A 15,308-nucleotide genomic window follows, 5' to 3' on the forward strand; every position below is an offset into this window, starting at 1 on the left:
GGCGGGAGTCGGGAATCGGCCGGCGGCTCGGCGGCTCGGCGAGTGGACAGCGGGCGGCTGAGCGGGCGACGGATGGCGAGTGCGAGACGGCGCCAATCGGGCCTGGGCGAAGATTGACGTGGTCGGGGATCCGCCCGGACATGGGGCACGGTTCCGCGGAACGCCAAGATCGCCCGGGGCCGGGAGGCGGTTGCGCGTTCACCGCGCTGATGCCCGGCCGGCGGCCGCCGGTCAGCCCTCGCCACGTCCCGGCGGGATCTCCGTTACACCCGATCTCCGCGGGCCACCATCAGCCTGGGCATCGAGCTCTCCCGTCCGGGGAGCGTATCGAAGGGTGATTCCGCCCTGAGCGCCGATTGCGGCCGGTTGAGCGCCGATTGCGACCGGTACGGCGTCGCTGGGCCCAGGTCCTGGTCAGACGCCACCTGTGGGCGCCCCCACGCGCGGCTGGCTCCGACATGTCGGACCGGCCGGTTAACGTGGCGCCCATGACATCCACTCGGCCGGCGGCCGGCAGTCGGGCGTCCGGCCGCGCGGCGGCGGGCTTCCGGTGCAGTGGCTGCGGGACGGAGTCGGTCCGCTGGGCCGGGCGCTGCCCGCGTTGCCAGGAGTGGGGGACCCTCGAGGCTCAGGCGCCGGCGCCGCGCCGCGCCGCGGGCCTTGGCAGCGTGGGGCGGGTGGCGGTGGCCACGGAGGTCACGGCGCCGGCGCAGCCGGTGATGTCCGTCGACATCACGGCCGCCCACCGCCGACGCACGGGTATCGACGAGCTGGACAGGGTGCTCGGCGGCGGTCTCGTCCCCGGCGCGGTGATCCTGCTCGCCGGGGAGCCGGGTGTCGGCAAGTCCACGCTGCTGCTGGAGGTGGCCGCCCGCAGCGCGGCCGGCGGGTCCCGGGCCCTGGTCGTCACCGGCGAGGAGTCCGCGGCCCAGGTGCGGCTGCGAGCGGGGCGGACGGGCGCCCTCCACGAGGATCTGTGGATCGCCGCCGAGACGGATCTCGGTGCCGTGCTTCGCCACGTCGAGGAGGTCTCGCCGGCCCTGCTGGTGGTCGACTCGGTGCAGACGATTTCCGCGGCCGGGGTCGAGGGGGCGGCCGGCGGCGTCACCCAGGTGCGCGAGGTCACCGCCGCGCTGATCCGCACCGCCAAGACGCTCGGCCTCGCGACGATACTTGTCGGCCATGTGACAAAGGATGGCCTGGTAGCCGGGCCACGCCTGTTGGAACATCTGGTGGACGTGGTTCTGCATTTCGAGGGTGAGCGGCACTCCGCGCTTCGTCTCGTGCGAGCGGGCAAGAACCGGTATGGCCCCGCCGACGAGGTTGGCTGTTTCGAGATGGACGACTCCGGCATCCACGGGATTGCCGATCCCAGCGGGCTGTTCCTGTCCCGCTCGGGAGCGGGCAGTCTGGAGGCGGTGCCGGGAACGTGTGTCACCGTGACGGTGGAGGGCCGCCGGCCGCTCGTCGCGGAGGTGCAGGCCCTCGTTGCCGAGACATCCGCCCAGGTGCCCCGGCGGGCGGTGTCCGGGCTGGATCCGGCCCGGGTGGCGATGATTCTCGCCGTGGTCGAGCGCCGGGCGAAGGTCCGGTTCGGCCGGGCCGACGTCTACGCCGCGACCGTCGGCGGCGTGCGTCTGGCCGAACCCGCGGCCGATCTGGCGACGGCGCTCGCGGTCGTGAGCGCGGCGCGGGACCGGCCGCTGCCGGCCGATCTCGTGGCAGTCGGGGAGGTGGGGCTCGCCGGGGAGGTGCGCGCTGTGGGTGCGGTCCGCCAGCGGCTCGCCGCGGCGGCGCGGCTGGGATTCCGGCAGGCGCTCGTACCCGTGGGTGCCGGGGCCGCCCCCGAGGGCATGAAAGTCACCGAGGTGCCCGATCTGATCGCTGCCATAACCCGAATGCATGAAGCGTAACCAGAAATATGTCGGTTTTGAGCAATTTCGTTACCCCATGAAGAGCTTGACCGCCCCGACTCCGGTCGCCCCGATAGCATCGCGGCAGAGGTGGGAAACAGCGGGGAGCCGAGGAGCTGAGGGAGCCTGATGGCGGGACCACCCGGAGACGACATCTTCCGGGCGACACTGGCCGCGGTCGCCCCCGGAACTCCATTCCGCGACGGCCTGGAGCGCATCCTTCGCGGGCATACCGGGGCGCTGATTGTGCTCGGCCATGACAAGGTCGTCGAGGGTTTGTGCACCGGCGGCTTCGAGCTCGACGTCGAGTTCTCGGCCACCCGGCTGCGGGAGCTGGCCAAGATGGACGGCGCGATCGTGCTGTCCTCCGACCTGCAGCGCATCGTGCGTTCCGCGGTGCATCTGGTGCCGGACCCGACCGTGCCCACCGAGGAGTCCGGCACCCGCCACCGCACCGCGGAGCGGGTCGCCAAGCAGACCGAGTACCCCGTGATCTCGGTCAGCCAGTCGATGCACATCATCGCGCTCTACGTGGCCGGGCGGCGCTACGTGCTCGACGGCTCGGCCGCCATCCTGTCCCGGGCGAACCAGGCCCTGGCCACCCTGGAGCGTTACAAGCTCCGCCTCGACGAGGTCGCGGGCACCCTGTCCGCGCTGGAGATCGAGGATCTGGTCACGGTCCGGGACGCGATCTCGGTGAGCCAGCGGCTGGAGATGGTGCGCCGCATCGCCGATGAGATCGAGGGCTACGTCGTCGAGCTCGGCACCGACGGGCGGCTGCTGTCGCTGCAGCTCGAGGAGCTGATGGCCGGCGTCGAGACCGAGCGCGAACTCACCGTGCGCGACTACCTGCCCGCCGGGTCGAAGGCGGGGTCGGCCGCACAGGTCCTCGCCGAGCTTTCGGCGATGTCACCGACCGACCTGCTCGACCTCACCGTGCTCGCCCGGGTGATCGGCTTCTCCGGCGGGGCGGACATCCTCGACCGGCAGATCAGCCCGCGCGGCTACCGCATGCTGGCCAAGGTGCCCAGGCTGCCGCGGATGGTGGTCGACCGGCTCGTCGACCACTTCGGCACGCTCCAGAAGCTGCTCGCCGCCGGGGTCGACGACCTGCAGACCGTCGACGGCGTCGGCGAGACCAGGGCCCGCGCCGTGCGCGAGGGCCTGTCGCGGCTGGCCGAGTCGAGCATCCTGGAACGCTACGTCTGACCCGCCCCGCGCCCGCCACCGGCGGGCCTGGCACGATGGCCTGGATGACCAGCGCACCGCGGACCGTCGCCGGTCCCCCGGCCTTGACTGCGGGCCCGATCTCGGCCCAGGCGCCGGCCGGGCCGGAGACGCTCGGCGGACTGGTGCTCGGCTGGTTCGCCGCCGCCGCCCGGGAGCTGCCCTGGCGGCGCCCCGGGACGACGCCGTGGGCGGTACTGGTCAGCGAGGTCATGCTGCAGCAGACCCCGGTCGCCCGGGTGCTACCGGTCTGGGAGGCCTGGCTGGACCGGTGGCCGACCCCGGCGGCACTGGCCGCGCAGCCCGCCGGCGAGGCGGTGCGGGCCTGGGGCCGGCTGGGCTACCCCCGCCGGGCGCTAAGGCTGCACCAGGCCGCGACGGCCATCGTCGAGCGGCACGGCGGCGAGATCCCGGCGGACCTCGATGCGCTGCTCGCCCTGCCCGGAATCGGGACCTACACGGCCCGCGCGGTCGCCGCGTTCGCCTTCCGCCAGCGCCACCCGGTCGTCGACGTGAACGTGCGCCGGCTGTTCGCCCGCGCCGTGGAGGGCCGGGCTGACCCGCCGGCCACCGTCAGCCGCCACGACCTGGCCGCCGTCGCCGAGCTGCTGCCGGCCGACCCCGAGACGGCCGCCATGACCAGCGCCGCGCTGATGGAGCTCGGGGCGCTGGTGTGCGTGGCCCGTACCCCCCGCTGCGCCGCCTGCCCGCTGCTGCACCGCTGCGCCTGGGTGGGGGCGGGCAGCCCGGCCGGGACTGGCCCTGCTCGCCGGCCCCAGGGCTACGCCGGCACCGACCGCCAGGTCCGCGGCCGGCTACTGGCCGTCCTGCGCGACGCCGAGCAGGTGGTCGGCCAGGACCTCCTCGACCAGGTCTGGGGCGACCCGGTCCAGCGGGACCGCGCGCTGGCCGGGCTGATCGACGACGGCCTGATCGTCCGCGTCGCCCCCGGCGTCTACGCCCTGCCAGGCTGACCCGTCGCGGGGTCCACCTCAGTCCCGGGGTTCACCTCAGGTGAGGTCGGGCGCGGCACGGAACCGGTAGCCGACCCCGCGGATGCTCTCGATGATCGTCGGCTCGCCGGCGGCCTCGCCGAGACGGCGGCGCAGTCGGCGCACGTGCACCGCGAGGGTGTTGGTCTCGGTATGGGCCGAGCCCCAGACCTCCCGCAGCAGGGTCTCCCGCGGGACCACCCGCCCGGCCTGCTCCAACAGCAGCGCGAGCAGCCGGAACTCCCGTGGCGGGACCGACACGATCGCGCCGTCGAAGCGGACCTCGTGGGCCGCCCGGTCCAGCAGCACCGGCCCGCCGCGCAGGACGTCGTCCCCGACCAGCCGGGGCTGGTGCGCGCCGGGTCGCCCCGCCCCGATCACACCGACCATCGCGAGCACCTCCGGCACCCGGTACGGTTTGCCCACGCAGGCGCTCGCGCCCGCGTCCAGGCCGGCCGCGGCGGCCGGCCGGTCGTCGGGACCGACCGCGAGCAGGATCGGCATAGCATCGTGGCCGGGGACGCTGCGTACCGTCCGCACGACGGTGACCCCGTCGACGACCGGCAGCCGGGCGCTGATCAGCAGGGCGGTGGGGTGCTGGAGACCGATTTCCAGCAGGGCCCGCGCGCCGTCGGCCACCACGCTCACCTCGACCCCGCCGCCGGCGATGGCGTCGAGCATCTCGTCGTCGACCTCGGAGTCCGCGATCAGCAGCGAGGGCTGACCAGCCGATCTGACCTGCGCCGCGGCCGTCAGCCGAACCGCCCGGAGACGTAGTCCTCGGTCCGCTTCTCCGTCGGGTTGGTGAAGATCTTCGAGGTCTTGTCGAACTCGACGAGGCGGCCGGGGTCCCCGGTCTTCTCCAGGGAGAAGAACGCGGTGGTGTCACTGACCCGGGATGCCTGCTGCATGTTGTGGGTGACGATGACGATCGTGAAGCTCGACTTCAGCTTCGTGATCAGATCCTCGATGGCGAGGGTGGAGATCGGGTCGAGCGCCGAGCAGGGCTCGTCCATGAGCAGCACCTGGGGCTCGACAGCGATCGCCCGCGCGATGCACAGCCGCTGCTGCTGGCCGCCGGACAGGCCGGCACCGGGCCGGCCGAGCCGGTCCTTGACCTCCTCCCAGAGGTTCGCGCCGCGCAGCGACTCCTCCACCCGCTCGTCGAGCAGCGCCTTCTTGCGCACCCCGTTGAGCTTCAGGCCGGCGATCACGTTCTCGTAGATGGACATGGTGGGGAACGGGTTCGGCCGCTGGAAGACCATCCCCACGGTGCGGCGGACGTTCACCGGATCCGTGCCGGCCCCGTAGAGGTCCTCGCCGTCGAGCAGCACCTTCCCCTCGACGCGGGCGCCGGGAAGCACCTCGTGCATCCGGTTGAGGGTGCGCAGCACCGTCGACTTTCCGCACCCGGACGGCCCGATGAATGCGGTGACGTTCTTCGGCTCGATGGTCAGGTTCACGTCGGCTACGGCCTTGAACTTGCCGTAGTACGCCGTCAACCCGGTTACGTCGATGCGGGTGGCCATGGCAACCTCGACTCACGATCTGTCTGGACGCTGTTCGGTGCTCGGACGAAACGTTGGTGGTGCGGGCCGGCGACGGCAGCGGCGACGCCACCGGCCCGGGGCTGGGTCATTTCAACCGGCTACGTCCGGCGAACAGCCGGGCGGCGAGGTTCAGCACCATGATGATGATGATCAGCACCAGGGCGGCGGCCCACGCCCGATCGACCGCGGACTGCTGCGGCTGACCGGCCTGCGAGTAGATGTACAGCGGCAGGGACGACTGCTCACCCGAGAACGGGTTCGAGTTGATGAGGTTCGTGCCGAAGACGGTAAGCAGCACTGGGGCGGTCTCGCCCGCCACCCGGGCCACCGCGAGCATGACGCCGGTCACGATCCCGGGTAGCGCGGTGGGCACAACCACCCGCAGGATGGTCCGCCACTGGGGCACGCCGAGCGCGTATCCGGCCTCCCGCAGCTCGTTGGGGACCAGCTTGAGCATCTCCTCGGCGGAGCGCACCACTGTGGGGATCATCAGCACGGCGAGCGCGAGCGCGCCCGCGAACCCGGAGAAGCCCTGGTCGAGCGCGAGCACCCAGAAGGCCAGGATGAACAGACCCGCGATGATCGACGGCAGGCCGGTGAGCACGTCGACGAAGAAGCTGATCACCCGGCTGACCCGGCCGCGGCCGTACTCCACCAGGTAGATCGCCACCAGCAGGCCGAACGGCACCGCCAGCACGCTGGCTAGCAGGACCTGCTCCACCGTGCCGATGATGGCGTGGTAGATGCCGCCGCCCACGTCCCGGGCGCCGATGCCGTTCATCGAATGGGTGAAGAAGCCGGCGTCGAGCCGACCGGCCCCCTTGCCGATCACGCTGACCAGCACCGCGACCAACGGGATCACGGCGAGCAGGAACGCGGTGTAGACGAGCGTCGTCGCGAACCGGTCCCGTGCCCGGCGCCCGCCCTCCACCGCTGTCGAGAGGGCGGTCATCGCGATCACGAATCCGAGCGCGGCCATCAGCACGATCTGGATCTCGCTGTCGACCGGCGTGAGCAGGTAGATCAGCAGGGACACGACCACCGCGCCGGCGGCGACGGCGAGTGGCACCCAACGCGGCAGGCTCTGCCCGCGCAGGCGCAGGCGGTCTGGGCCACTGTCGACGGCCGGTCCGGACACGGTCGCGGTGCTCATGCGGCGCTCCCGGAGAACTCGCGGCGGCGCGCGACGATGGCTCGCGCGATGATGTTCACGATCATCGTGACGATGAACAGCACCAGGCCGGAGGCGATGAGCGCGCCGCGGCCGATGCCGTTGGCCTCGCCCCAGCCGTTCGCCACGTTCGCGGCGATCGTGTTGCCGGCGGGCGAGAGGAGGTGCGCGGAGATGTTGAACGAGGCGGGCAGGACCAGCGCGACCGCGATCGTCTCGCCCATCGCCCGGCCGAGGCCCAGCATCGACGCGCTGATCACTCCGGGCTTGCCGTAGGGCAGCACCGCGATTCTGATCATCTCCCACCGGGTCGCGCCGAGGGCCAGGGCCGCCTCGCGGTGCGCGATCGGAACCTGAAGGAAGACCTCACGGGACAGGGCGGCGACGATCGGCAGGATCATGATTGCCAGGACCACGGAGGCGACGAAGAGCGAACGCCCCACCGAGCCTGCGTCGAACAGCGGGATCCAGCCGAAGTAGTCGTTCAGCCAGAGCTGGATGCCCTTCATGTGTGGCGCGAGGACGAGCAGGCCCCACAGGCCGTAGACGACGCTCGGTACGGCCGCGAGCAGATCGACGATGTAGCCGAGGAAGGAGGACAGCTGCCGGGGCGCGTACACGGTGATGAACAGCGCGATCCCGACCGCCACCGGCACCGCGATGATCATCGCGACCGCCGCCGAGACGACCGTGCCGTACAGCGTCGCCGCCACCCCGAACTTCGGCGGGGAGGCGTTGGGGAACCACTCCTCGGTGGTGAGGAAGTTCCCGGTGTTGGCGCTGAGGGCATGGGTTGCGCGCAGCACCAGGAAGATGGCGATCACGGCGATCAGCGCCAACAGCCCGAGGCCAGCCGTGCGGGTGAGATTCTTGAAGATCAGGTCGGCCGTCCCGACCCGGGCCTTGCCCGCGGATACGACCGCGGGCCCGCCGGCCGGCGGTGGGTCTTCCGGCGGGGCCGTCGCCGTGGCGGCCCCCCGCTGCTCGGCGGCGTCCGCCGAGCTGTCCGGCTCCGTCGTCATGGTCCTCTCCTTGGTGCCCGAACGGGGCTTGACGATCAAGTTCCCGGACGCGGCACGCGCGGCGGGACGTGGGTGCCGCGGCCGCCGTAGATCGACGAACCCGCGGTGGAGTCGTACGCCCCACCGCGGGCACCGGCCGGGCCGGTCGGGTCGTGCGGGCCGCCCCGGCCGGTCCCGGACCGTGTCATGGTCCGGGCCCGGCTCGGGGCGGCCGTGGTGGTGCTGCGGGTCAGGCCAGCGTGGCGACGACCGCGCGGACCTTCGTCGCGACCGCGTCCGGCAGCGGCGCGTAGCCGAGGTCGCCGATCGAGGACTGAGCGGCCTCCGAGGCGGTGTAGGTCAGGAAGGACTTGACCAGCGCGGCCTGGTCGGCCGAGAGACCCTTGGTGCAGGCGATCTCGTAGGTGACCAGGTAGACCGGGTAGGCGCCCTTCGTCGCGGTGGCGTAGTCGAAGGTCAGCTTCAGGTCGTCACCGTCGGCGATCTTGGCGGTGCTCAGGCCCAGGGAGGCACCGTCCGTACTCGGCGCGACGTACTCGCCAGCGGCGTTCTTGACCTTGACGGTCGACAGCCCGGCGTTCTCCGCGTAGGACAGCTCCGCGTACCCGATCGAGTTCTCGGTGGACTTCACGGTCGAGGTGACGCCGTCGCTACCCTTGGCGCCCTGGCCACCGGGGGCCTTCCAGTCCGAGCCGGAGTCGAACGTCCAGTCGGCGCCGCCCGCGCCCTTGAGGAACTTGGTGAAGTTGTCCGTCGTGCCGGAACCGTCGGAACGGTGCACCGACGCGATCGTGGCGTCCGGCAGCGAGGCGGCGCTGTTCTCAGCCTTGATCGCCGGGTCGTTCCACTTGGTGATCTTGCCGGCAAAGATCTTCGCCAGGGTCTGGGCGGACAGCTGCAGGCCGTCGACGCCGGACAGGTTGTACATCAGCGCCACCGGGCCGACGGCCATCGGCAGGTCGGCCGCGGCACCCCCGGTGCAGCGCGCGTCCGCGTCGGTCTTCTGCTTGTCCTTCAGCGCGGAGTCCGAACCGGCGAAGGCGATCTGCTTGCTGATGAACTGCTGGCGACCGGTCGAAGATCCCGTCGACTGGTAGTTGATCGTCGCGCCGGAGCACGCGTTCTGGTAGGCCTTGACCCACTCGTCGATCGCGTTCTTCTGCGCGGACGAGCCGGAGCCCGTGATGGACCCCTTCACGCACGAGATCGCGTGCGCCGAAGTTGACGGCGCCGCGTTCCCGCCGCCGGAGTCGTTGTTGTCGTCAGTTCCGCACGCCGCCACGGTGAGCAGTGCCACCATCGTGGCCCCGACGGCGGCCTGACGCTTGCCTCGGATCACAAGCAACCCTTCGTCCTCGCGCCGTTCACGGCGCCGAATGTCGTCCGCCCCCCGGACTGGGGTGCCGGCAAGAATCGAAGCGATCCGGAGTGAACGAAGGATGAACGAGCGCATACGCCAACCCGTCACCAACCGGAACACATCCATGTCGGACGATTTATGGCCTGTTGACCAGACCGGATGCCACCCACGCGAAACACTGAGTACTCAAAATATGAACGCTCCGTAATCAACGGGCGGCGGCCCGCCAGCCCGGCACCGCGCGAACCCGGGCCCGCCGGGAGGGGCCGCGGGTCGTCCCGGCAACGGCTCGCAGCCCGCGATTGTCCGCCGTCAGGAGCCACATCCGGCGGCCGGCGGCGGCCGACCGGCACCCCCGACCGGCACCCCCGACCGGGGGCCGCGAACCGCCCCTACGGCCGCAAACCCGGGGACAACTATCGGACAAGTAAAGGACAAGATGGCGGGGGAGCCGGGACGGCGGACGGCCCGCCCGGCACGATGGCGCGGCCGCTCAGGCGTCGGCGGGCCGGCCGGCCCGCCGGCCGGATTCTGGCCTTTTAACGTCATCAAACGACATCTGGCCACTCGGGAAACTTGCGCCGCTGATACCGAATGTTCATCGGTGTGCGTCATGCCCGACGGAGCCCGCTGCGCCCGGCGACGCAGTGGGACGGAGCCGGCGAAGCGGCCATCCCGCACGCGGCGTTACGCAGATGATCAGGACTTGCGCCCCCAGTCACCGGACGTCCGCTCTGCCCGGAGATCGCCGGTGGCGTTCCACCCGCTCCTGTGCTTTGCTTACAAGCAACATCGATGTTGCTGAAAGCATCCTGCCAACACCCGACAGTCCCACTGCAGGGAACGATTTCGCATGACGGTAGCAATGAGAAACATCAAAGCAACGTAGCGAAGTTGTCCCGGCTCGAGAAAAGCCCGACGCCCGCCAGGCCGGTGCTGGCCACACGCGCACGCATCGGACCGACACGCATACAGGAGGACGGCCAGAAGATGAACACCGTCGACAACGACGATCTCCTGCCGGAGCCCCGGCCGATCACCGGCGGACGGCCCGGTTCCCTCGCCGAAGTGGTCACCGTCCACGACGGCCTGGCGATCCGGCACGAGCTGGTCCTGGCGCCAGGAGCCACCGCAACCGACCTGACGACCGCCATGATCCTCCTCCCGCCCACGGCCTGCCTGGTCAGCCATCACGGCGACGTCGACGTCTCGCTGGTGTTCCAGGAGGTCACCCGGCCCTTTCCCGGCGGCGAGGACGGGCGGGCCGAGTCCGCCGCCGGCCCACTACCGCACAGCCGAGGTCTGCACCACCGCTGACCCGGCCCCTCCGTCGACCGCCCGGGAACCGGCGCGGGCACCCCGAGCGGCACCTCGCCGGTGCCCGCGCCGCGCCAACCCGACTGTCCCGGTGGCCCCGATGGCGCCGCGCAGGCAATATCGTGGCGGGGTGGCTGTACTCACCTCCCGCGCGACCGACTTCCCCCGCTGGTACCAGGACGTGCTCGCGAAGGCCGAGCTGGCCGAGAACGGCCCCGTCCGCGGGACCATGGTCATCCGACCGTACGGCTACGCGATCTGGGAACGCATGCAGGCGGACGTGGACGCCCGGATCAAGGCCGCGGGTGCGGTCAACGCCTACTTCCCGCTGTTCATCCCGGAGAGCTATCTGCGCCGGGAGGCCGAGCACGTCGAGGGCTTCAGCCCCGAGCTGGCCGTGGTCACCATCGGCGGCGGCAAGGAGCTGGAGGAGCCGGTGATCGTGCGGCCGACCAGCGAGACCATCATCGGCGAGTACCTGGCCAAGTGGACGCAGAGCTACCGCGACCTGCCGCTGCTGCTCAACCAGTGGGCCAACGTGGTCCGCTGGGAGCTGCGCCCCCGGCTGTTCCTGCGCAGCAGCGAGTTCCTCTGGCAGGAGGGGCACACCGCGCATGTCGACGAGGCCGACGCCGCCGCCTACGCCCGCCGGATCGCGCTGGAGGTCTACCGCGACTTCCTCACCGACGTGCTCGCCATCCCGGTGTTCATCGGGGTGAAGACCCGCAAGGAGCGCTTCGCCGGCGCCACGAACACCATGACCTGCGAGGGCATGATGGGCGACGGCAAGGCCCTGCAGATGGCGACCAGCCACGAGCTGGGGCAGAACTTCGCCCGCGCCTTCGACATCGACTTCGTCGGCGCCGACGGCGCCCAGCACCTCGCCTGGACGACGTCCTGGGGCAGCTCGACCCGTATGGTCGGCGGCCTGATCATGGCGCACGGCGACGACAACGGCCTGCGCATCCCGCCCCGGCTCGCGCCGACCCAGGTCGTGGTGTTGCCGGTGCGCGACGACGAGGCCGTCGTCGCGAAGGCCCGCGAGATCGGCGCGGCGCTCACCGACGCCGGCCTGCGGGTGCAGGTCGATGCCCGCCCGGGGCTCTCCTTCGGCCGCCGGGTCACCGACGCCGAGATCAAGGGCATCCCGGTACGGGTCGAGGTCGGCCCGCGCGACCTGGCTGCCGGGAACGTCACCCTGGTCCGCCGGGACACCTCGGCGAAGACGCCGGTGCCGCTCGCGGAGGCGGCCGGGCGGGTCCCGGCGCTGCTCGACGAGGTGCAGGCCGGCCTGTACGCCGAGGCCCTGGCTCTGCGCGAGAGCCGGACTGCGGACGTCACCACGGTCGCGGACGCCGCGCAGGCGGCACAGACCGGCTTCGCCCGGATCCCGTGGCGCCTCGTCGGCGAGGAGGGCGAGGCGCGCCTCGCCGAGGAGGCTCTGACCGTCCGCTGCCTGCAGACGCCCGACGGCGAGATCCCGGCGGCCGGCAGCGACCCCGACGACCTGGTCTGCCTGATCGCCCGCTCCTACTGACCGCGGGTGACACAGGGGCGTTAGCCGAAACGGGTAATCCGGCTTTGCGGCCCTTCGGCTCGTTTGCTAACGTCACTAATGTCCGAACTGCCCGAAATCGTCCAGATTTGATTCCGTCTTTCGCGCACGCAGAACAGGTAGCATGCTCCGACAAGACGAATTCGAGCAGCTCATCGCCCGGAAAATGGGTCTCGCCGGCTCGCCGGTCACCGGCGACAGCCGGCTCCACGAGGACCTTGGGCTGGATTCCTTCCGGCTCCTGGAACTCTGTCTGTACGTGATTGAGCTCGGCGTCGACCTCTCCGAGGCGAACTGGCTGGAAATCGAGACGGTCGGCGAGTTGTACAGCCGCTACCGGGCCGGCCCACCCACCGCGGCCGCCCCGGCGCAGGGCCCCGGCCACGCGGGGAACGTGGTACCGGCTGCGGCCGGCACCACGACCGCGACCGCCGATGCACTCACGCCGCCGCCGCCGCGGTTCGCCGGGCGGTTCCTGCGGCTGATGCCGGTACTGCCGGCGTCGACGCCGTTCCTCTACGAGCTCGCGGTCACCCCGGAGATCGGCTTCCGCTGGCGCTACCGGGGCTCGGTGCCGTCGTACCCGCAGTTCGAGCAGGAGCTGTGGCAGGGCGTGCTGACCCAGTTCCTGATCGAGTCGATCGAAACGACTCGGCCGGTCGGCCACGCGATCTGCTACAACCCGGAGTTCACCCTGGGGTACGCCTACGTGGGCGCGGCGATCTCGGCCGACTACACCGGTTCGGGTCTGGCCGTCGAGGCACTGGACCTGTTCGTCCGTTACGTCTTCGACATCTGGCCGTTCCGGAAGCTGTATTTCGAGGTGCCGGAGTTCAACTATCCGCAGTTCGCGGGGGCGGACCGGAAGAACTCGCCCGGCGGGGCGCTCGAAGTCGAGGGACGGCTGCGCAAGCACGATTTCTATCACGGCCGTTACTGGGACCGTCTCATTCTCGCCGTCTACCGGGACAGTGCGGACGGCGACGCCCGATAACAGGATCGTCCGCCGGGAGAGGGCGTCGACAATGGTTTATCTGCTGGATCGCATGAGGCGCGCGAGCACCGGTCCGAACACGGTGACCTTCCTCGCGCCGGACGGCGGTCAACGGGTCGGCTGGGCCGAGCTGTACTCGGACGCCCGCCGCGTCGCCGCCGGTCTGCAGTCGCGCGGGGTCGGACCGGGCCGTCCGGTGGTCATCCTCGCCGACACGTCGCGGGAGACGATCACCGCGGCGATGGCGGCGTGGCTCGCCGGTGGCAGCCTCACCATGGCCCCCACCCCCGCCCGCACCGTCGACCTGGCCCGGTACCTCGCCGACACCCGCGACCGGTTCGACTCGCTCGGCGAGCCGCTCGTGCTGGTCGGAGCGCCGTGGGTGGACGCCGTGCCCGCGCTGTCCGGCGGGGCCGGGCGGGTCATCGCGCTGGCCGAGGCGGTCGGCACCACGCCGGCGGTCCCGTGGCGTCCGCCCATGCTGACCGCGGACGCCCCCGCAATCCTGCAGCTGACCAGCGGCACCACCGGCGCGCCGAAGATCGCCCGGATCAGCCATGGCAACCTGGCGGCGAACGTCGAGGGCATCCGGGTGGCGACCAGCCACGAGGCGGTGCACGGCCGGATGCTGTCCTGGCTGCCGCTGTCCCACGACATGGGGCTTATCGGCGGGTTCATCCTGCCGATGGCCTGCGGCCGCTGCGACGCGCTGCTGTCCTCACCCACCGAGTACCTGGCCAGGCCGGCGAGCTGGATGCAGCTGATCTCCCACCACCGTGCCACCAACACGGTCGGACCCGGTTCCGCCTATGCCGTCGCGGCCCGGCTGCTGCGTGCCGGCCCCCGGCTGGACCTGTCCTGCCTGGCCTACGCGCTGTGCGGCGGGGAGCCGATCGACCCCGCGGTCGTCGACGACTTCCTCGACGCCGCCGGCGGCCACGGCTTCCACCCGGCCGCCTTCATGCCTGCCTACGGGCTCGCGGAGGCGACGGTCGCGGTCACGTTCTCCGCGGTGGGACGCGGGGCGCGCTACGACACGGTCGACGCGGACGCCCTGGCCGCGGGCGCGGCTCGGTTCGTACCGCCCGAGCACGCCGACACCCCCGACACCCCCGGCGCCCCCGTGCGCACGAGACGGCTGCCGCTGCTCGGCGAGCCGATCCCGGGTCTGTCGGTGCGCGTGGTCGACCCGGACGCGGGCGGGGCCCTGCCCGAGCGGAAGGTCGGCGAGGTCCAGGTCCGCGGCACCTCGGTGGCCGCGTCCTACCATGACGATCCCGAGTCGGCGGCGGCCCTGCGCGCCCGCGACGGCTGGTTGGCCACCGGCGACCTCGGCTACCTCACCGGCGGCGAACTCGTCGTCTGCGGTCGCCGCAAGGACGTCATCATCCTCGGCGGCCGCAACATCTACCCCGAGGAGGTCGAGCGGGCCGCGGCTCGGGCGGACGGTGCCCGCGCGGGCAACATCGTCGCGTTCGGCTACCCGCGCCCCGGCCACCTCGGCGGAGAGGGCCTCGCCGTGGCCGTCGAGACCCGAGGGGCCGATCCCGAAGCGCTGAAGAGCGCGGTCGCCGCGGAGATCCGCGCCGCGCTCGGAGTGACCCCGCATGCGGTGCTGGTGCTCGACCCGGGCTCGGTACCGAAGACCCCTTCCGGGAAGCTGCAGCGGGCCGAGGCCAGGCGGAGGTTCACCCCATGAGCACCCAGCCCGCCGCGCGGCATGACGCGCACAGCGTCGGGGCGGGCAGCGACGCCGTCACGGCCGAACGGCTCGCGGCCCTGGCCGACGGCCTCTACGCCGCCTGGGCGGAGCCGGCGGTGTCCCGGCGCGACGAGCTGCTCGCCGACTGCTGCATCCCCGCGGTGACCTACGCCAACCCGCTTGGTGAGGCCGCCGGCATCATCGAGTTCGCCGATCTCATCGGCGAGTTCCTCGCGCCCTATCCGGGGCATCGTCCGGTGCGCACCAGCGGGGTCGACGTGCACCACCGCCGCGCCCGCTGGGAGTGGGGACTGCGCAACGGCATCGGGCAGATCGTGCTGATGGGCCTCGACGTCGTCACCTTCACCGAGCGGCCGCGCCTGGAGACCATCAGCACCTTCTTCGGGCCGCCGCCGCGGCCGGTCTACTCCTTCGGCACGGCACCGGCCTGAACCCGCCCCGTCGGCGGCCGCCCCGCTGCCGCCCCAGTACGACTTCTTGACCG

General features: G+C 71.7%; 13 protein-coding genes. 8 read left to right on the top strand and 5 right to left on the bottom strand.

The genetic code is table 11. From position 1 onward, the window contains the following. Positions 1 to 458 precede the first annotated feature (458 nt). The 3 genes from radA to NBZ85_RS15260 all read left to right on the top strand — a co-directional run bounded on the left by radA (position 459) and on the right by NBZ85_RS15260 (position 4,114). Positions 459 to 1,913 carry a DNA repair protein RadA gene (gene radA / locus NBZ85_RS15250; RefSeq protein ID WP_261557365.1) on the top strand — a complete coding sequence of 485 codons (1,455 nt, stop codon included), beginning with the start codon at positions 459 to 461 and terminating at the stop codon, positions 1,911 to 1,913. Positions 1,914 to 2,042: 129 nt separating this feature from the next. Beyond that, positions 2,043 to 3,122: a DNA integrity scanning diadenylate cyclase DisA gene (gene disA, locus NBZ85_RS15255; RefSeq protein ID WP_261557366.1), complete on the top strand. Its 1,080-nt coding sequence runs from the start codon at positions 2,043 to 2,045 to the stop codon at positions 3,120 to 3,122. 35 nt (positions 3,123 to 3,157) lie between these two features. Beyond that, entirely contained in the window at positions 3,158 to 4,114 is a 957-nt protein-coding gene (locus NBZ85_RS15260; RefSeq protein WP_261557367.1) for an HhH-GPD family protein, read from the top strand. A gap of 36 nt (positions 4,115 to 4,150) precedes the next feature. On the opposite strand, the gene NBZ85_RS15265 is transcribed toward NBZ85_RS15260, so the two are convergent. From NBZ85_RS15265 to pstS, 5 genes are all read right to left on the bottom strand, one after another. Continuing rightward, positions 4,151 to 4,888, bottom strand: a complete 738-nt coding sequence (locus NBZ85_RS15265) for a response regulator transcription factor (protein ID WP_261557378.1) — start codon at positions 4,886 to 4,888, stop codon at positions 4,151 to 4,153. Beyond that, the gene (gene pstB / locus NBZ85_RS15270) at positions 4,885 to 5,661 is read right to left on the bottom strand and encodes a phosphate ABC transporter ATP-binding protein PstB (RefSeq protein ID WP_261557368.1); all 777 of its coding nucleotides are present in this window, start codon (positions 5,659 to 5,661) and stop codon (positions 4,885 to 4,887) included. The genes NBZ85_RS15265 and pstB overlap by 4 nt, the downstream gene beginning before the upstream one ends. A 106-nt stretch (positions 5,662 to 5,767) precedes the next feature. Continuing rightward, positions 5,768 to 6,835, bottom strand: coding sequence for a phosphate ABC transporter permease PstA (gene pstA / locus NBZ85_RS15275; RefSeq protein WP_261557369.1), 1,068 nt, complete (start codon positions 6,833 to 6,835; stop codon positions 5,768 to 5,770). Continuing rightward, positions 6,832 to 7,875 (bottom strand): phosphate ABC transporter permease subunit PstC, encoded by a 1,044-nt coding sequence (gene pstC, locus NBZ85_RS15280; RefSeq protein WP_261562097.1) that lies wholly within the window; start codon positions 7,873 to 7,875, stop codon positions 6,832 to 6,834. Before pstC ends, pstA begins: the two co-directional genes overlap by 4 nt. 229 nt (positions 7,876 to 8,104) lie before the next feature. Further along, positions 8,105 to 9,175: a phosphate ABC transporter substrate-binding protein PstS gene (pstS, locus tag NBZ85_RS15285; protein ID WP_261557379.1), complete on the bottom strand. Its 1,071-nt coding sequence runs from the start codon at positions 9,173 to 9,175 to the stop codon at positions 8,105 to 8,107. 1,050 nt (positions 9,176 to 10,225) lie between these two features. Here pstS and NBZ85_RS15290 point away from each other — a divergent pair. The 5 genes from NBZ85_RS15290 (at position 10,226) to NBZ85_RS15310 (ending at position 15,255) form a co-directional block, all read left to right on the top strand. After that, entirely contained in the window at positions 10,226 to 10,552 is a 327-nt protein-coding gene (locus tag NBZ85_RS15290; RefSeq protein WP_261557371.1) for a hypothetical protein, read from the top strand. Between the two features lie 130 nt (positions 10,553 to 10,682). Further along, positions 10,683 to 12,089, top strand: a complete 1,407-nt coding sequence (proS, locus tag NBZ85_RS15295; protein WP_261557372.1) for a proline--tRNA ligase — start codon at positions 10,683 to 10,685, stop codon at positions 12,087 to 12,089. A 142-nt stretch (positions 12,090 to 12,231) separates the two neighbouring features. Continuing rightward, positions 12,232 to 13,101, top strand: a complete 870-nt coding sequence (locus NBZ85_RS15300; RefSeq protein ID WP_261557373.1) for a phosphopantetheine-binding protein — start codon at positions 12,232 to 12,234, stop codon at positions 13,099 to 13,101. A gap of 52 nt (positions 13,102 to 13,153) precedes the next feature. After that, positions 13,154 to 14,800 (top strand): long-chain-fatty-acid--CoA ligase, encoded by a 1,647-nt coding sequence (locus NBZ85_RS15305; protein WP_308205005.1) that lies wholly within the window; start codon positions 13,154 to 13,156, stop codon positions 14,798 to 14,800. Continuing rightward, positions 14,797 to 15,255 (top strand): hypothetical protein, encoded by a 459-nt coding sequence (locus NBZ85_RS15310; protein ID WP_261557376.1) that lies wholly within the window; start codon positions 14,797 to 14,799, stop codon positions 15,253 to 15,255. The genes NBZ85_RS15305 and NBZ85_RS15310 overlap by 4 nt, the downstream gene beginning before the upstream one ends. The last annotated feature ends 53 nt before the right edge of the window (positions 15,256 to 15,308 follow it).

The organism is Frankia tisae, from assembly GCF_025403405.1.
Classification (GTDB): domain Bacteria; phylum Actinomycetota; class Actinomycetes; order Frankiales; family Frankiaceae; genus Frankia; species Frankia tisai.